At 59.1% G+C, this 2,996-nt stretch carries 2 protein-coding genes and 1 pseudogene; 2 read left to right on the top strand and 1 reads right to left on the bottom strand.

The window, feature by feature from the left end; all coding sequences use genetic code 11:
* Positions 1-312: DDE-type integrase/transposase/recombinase (locus GCT19_RS41520; RefSeq protein ID WP_152855056.1), on the top strand; the 312-nt coding region annotated here is incomplete at its 5' end.
* 899 nt (positions 313-1,211) lie between these two features.
* Here GCT19_RS41520 and GCT19_RS41505 read toward each other — a convergent pair.
* On the bottom strand, positions 1,212-2,366 hold the full coding sequence (locus GCT19_RS41505) for an IS110 family RNA-guided transposase (protein ID WP_026228777.1): 1,155 nt from the start codon (positions 2,364-2,366) through the stop codon (positions 1,212-1,214).
* Between the two features lie 399 nt (positions 2,367-2,765).
* Between GCT19_RS41505 and GCT19_RS41500 the strand changes: the two are divergent.
* Positions 2,766-2,996, top strand: a pseudogene (locus GCT19_RS41500) (ISL3 family transposase); the annotation flags it as partial.

Genomic DNA, 2,996 nt, shown 5'->3' with positions numbered 1-2,996 from the left:
CATAATGGTACGCCAGAGACCGTGACCATCGACAAAAGCGGCTCCAATCTGGCCGCACTGGATGCGGTGAATGCCGATCGCGAGACGCCGATCAAGGTCCGTCAGATCAAGTACCTGAACAACATTGTCGAACAGGACCATCGGGCTATCAAACGCCGGACCCGGCCGATGCAGGGATTCAAGAACTTCCACCGTGCGAGGGTCATTCTCGGCGGCATCGAGGTAATGCACATGATCAGGAAAGGACAGATGAAATGTGCCGGCAAATACCCGTCGTCTGCTTCCCAGCAGTTTTACTTCCTTGCGTCATAAGCAATACTTACCAGATCGACATTTCTCGTCCCGACACCCTTACTGCAACAGAACCGTACAGACTGAAGGAGAAACGTCAGGCCGGCATGATCAACCGTGTCCCGCCGCCATACCTAAGCGACGAGAACGACGTCAAACGCAAACGCAATTCGAAGGAGGTCAGCGCCACCCAATAACCGCAGGACGGGGTGTATCAAACTACGATTGCGTTCGCGTCCGAAGCTGTATCAACTTGAGATTGCGTTTGACACCAGCAACCGGATCGGTCGCAACGGGTGATCTGCCGGGACGAACTCCTCGAGCTTGACCGTCGTGAACAGGGGTTCCTGCATCTCATCCATTCCGCCATCGCAGCCGCTGCCAAAGATCATGAACACGATATCAATAACGCCCGTCCCTCAAACCCCGTTTACACGGGACCCAAATTCAACAGCCTGCTTCTATGAGCAGTAAATTTTCAAGGACTATTTTTCACTGAACCGTTTCTTTCCCCTCCACACATGTGCGTCAAGGGCTAGGCAAAGCCTCGGGGCCGGTCAGGCCCGAACCCTTGACGCCCACCGGGCCAATATGCTGCCTCATGGTGGAGGGCGCGGGGGTATCGCGCCCCCCACCATGCAGGCACATGGGGTGGCTGCTGTTGGCATCGGAACTGCATCCTCCTCTGGTCTGAAGCCGATGGTCGCGCACGTGAGACATCAACGTCTCACTTCCTTCTATCCGCCGACGGGCATCGCCGGCCTCATCCTATGCGCGTAACGCTGGAAGGCTTGCCAAGAACATGCCCCATCTAGAGAATCGGTTGCGTGGGCAACCCGCAGGCTGTACGGGCATGTTCACTTCGACCAAGTGGAATGTTTTCCTCATCCAACGGTTGTGTTGCTACTCAATAGGTTTCCTCATGGTGTTTTCAGTTGTGCACCCTCAGGAATCACGGCGTCCGTCAGGTAGCGCCACAGTGCAACGACCAGGCGCCGTGCCACCGCGACGATCGCAATGCGTCGGGCGCGCCGGTTCGGGCCAGTGCCCTGCGTGCGCTCGTTGAACCAGCGGGTGAGCGCACTGCGGGGCTGGTAGCGGATCCACGTCCACGCCGTTTCGATCAGTAACGCGCGTACGCGGCGGTTGCCCTGTTTACTGATGCCCTGGTCCACCTGACTCTCGCCGCTGTCATAGGGCTGCGGGACCAGTCCCGTACAGGCGCCGACCTGACGGCGGTTGGCGAACTGCCTCCAGAAGAGCTCCAGCGCGAGTCTCGAGCCGCTGACCGGTCCAATGCCGCTCAAGCGTGTGAGCTGATCGATACGATCGCGCGCAGGTTCGGGCAACTGGGCACGGTACGCCTTCTCCAGCGCGGCCAGCTGCTGCTCGGCCAGCGCCAGCCGCTCGCACTCGCGCAGCAGCCGTTGGTGGAGCTCTTCGGGCAGCGGCGCACCATCGTGACAGCGCACTTCACGGCGCGCGAGCCTGGTGGCGAATTTCCTGCTGTCGACGTCATCCCAGCAGCCCAGTGTGGCCAGCAGCTTGCGCATCCGGTCACGGTGCTGCAGCACTTCCTTCTGCAGCTGGCCGCGCTCACGCATCAGGTGGCGTGACGCTTCGTCCTGCGGTGATGGTACGTGGACCACGTGCATGCGGTCGCGTTCGCCGCGCAGCCAGGCACGCAGGTTGATGACCAGCTTCGTGCCGTCGAGCCGGTCGGTCTTCGCGCGCCGCCTGTGGCGCTCCACCGGGATGCTCGCGGGATCCACGACGTAACATTCAATGCCGTGGGTCTGCAGGGCCCGGCAGATCCAGAATGCGTCCTGGCCGGCTTCGTAGCTCACGACGACCCGTGTATTGTGCGGCAGTGACCATGCCTGCCTTTGTGTTGCAATCAGCGTCAGCACCGCCTGCAGGCGGGCAGCCGGGTCCGTTTGCGCGACCGTGTGAATCGACGGACTCTCGCGACATCCGTCATGCAGCGCGACCTTCCACTTGGCCGCCGCCAGTTCAACCGATACAGCCACCACCGCGTCCGTCGCGTTGACCCAATCCGTTCCGTGTGTACGGATGACGCTCTCCCATAAGCAGCTCCATCCCGACAGGCTGATTCTACCGATCAGCCTATGGCCCCCTGCACATAGGATCTAGGGAACTCTATCCCCCTACATCGCGACCCTCCAGAGAGATATTGTCGCTTTCATTAGGCGATTGACGGGGCGACAGCTGCTAGCGGCGAGCATATCAATGCGGGGCAGCGAGCAGCGATGTGCTGCACAAAGTGATCGGCCAGTTAACGAAAGCAAGTAATGCGGCAGTGTATTGCAATATTTTACATGAAAAATAGTAGCCTTCAGGGATGGTTGGACATTAAATCCATTTGTCATTAAATCATTTAACTTTCTGCCTCTGTTGAATTTCCAGTGGGTGGTATCGTCCCGGTTTCTGCATAATCAAGACGAAGGCAGGTCATGCACAGCAAGCTGTTCGAAGCCGCATTGGGTGTAAGTGATCCGTGGTTCGTGAGCGGCGTCGATTTCGACGCGGCCACCAAGCTGCTGACGATCCAGATCGACTTCACTGCCGGAAGCCGCTTCGCGCATCCTGAGGTGGCCGGCGCGCATCCCGTGCATGACACTATCGTCAAGCGTTACCGGCACCTGAACTTTTTCCAGCATGACTGCTACCTCGAAGTGCGCACG

This window comes from Paraburkholderia atlantica, from assembly GCF_009362785.1.
In the GTDB taxonomy this organism is placed as follows: domain Bacteria; phylum Pseudomonadota; class Gammaproteobacteria; order Burkholderiales; family Burkholderiaceae; genus Paraburkholderia; species Paraburkholderia atlantica.
This window is presented reverse-complemented; position numbering and strand designations above follow the sequence as displayed.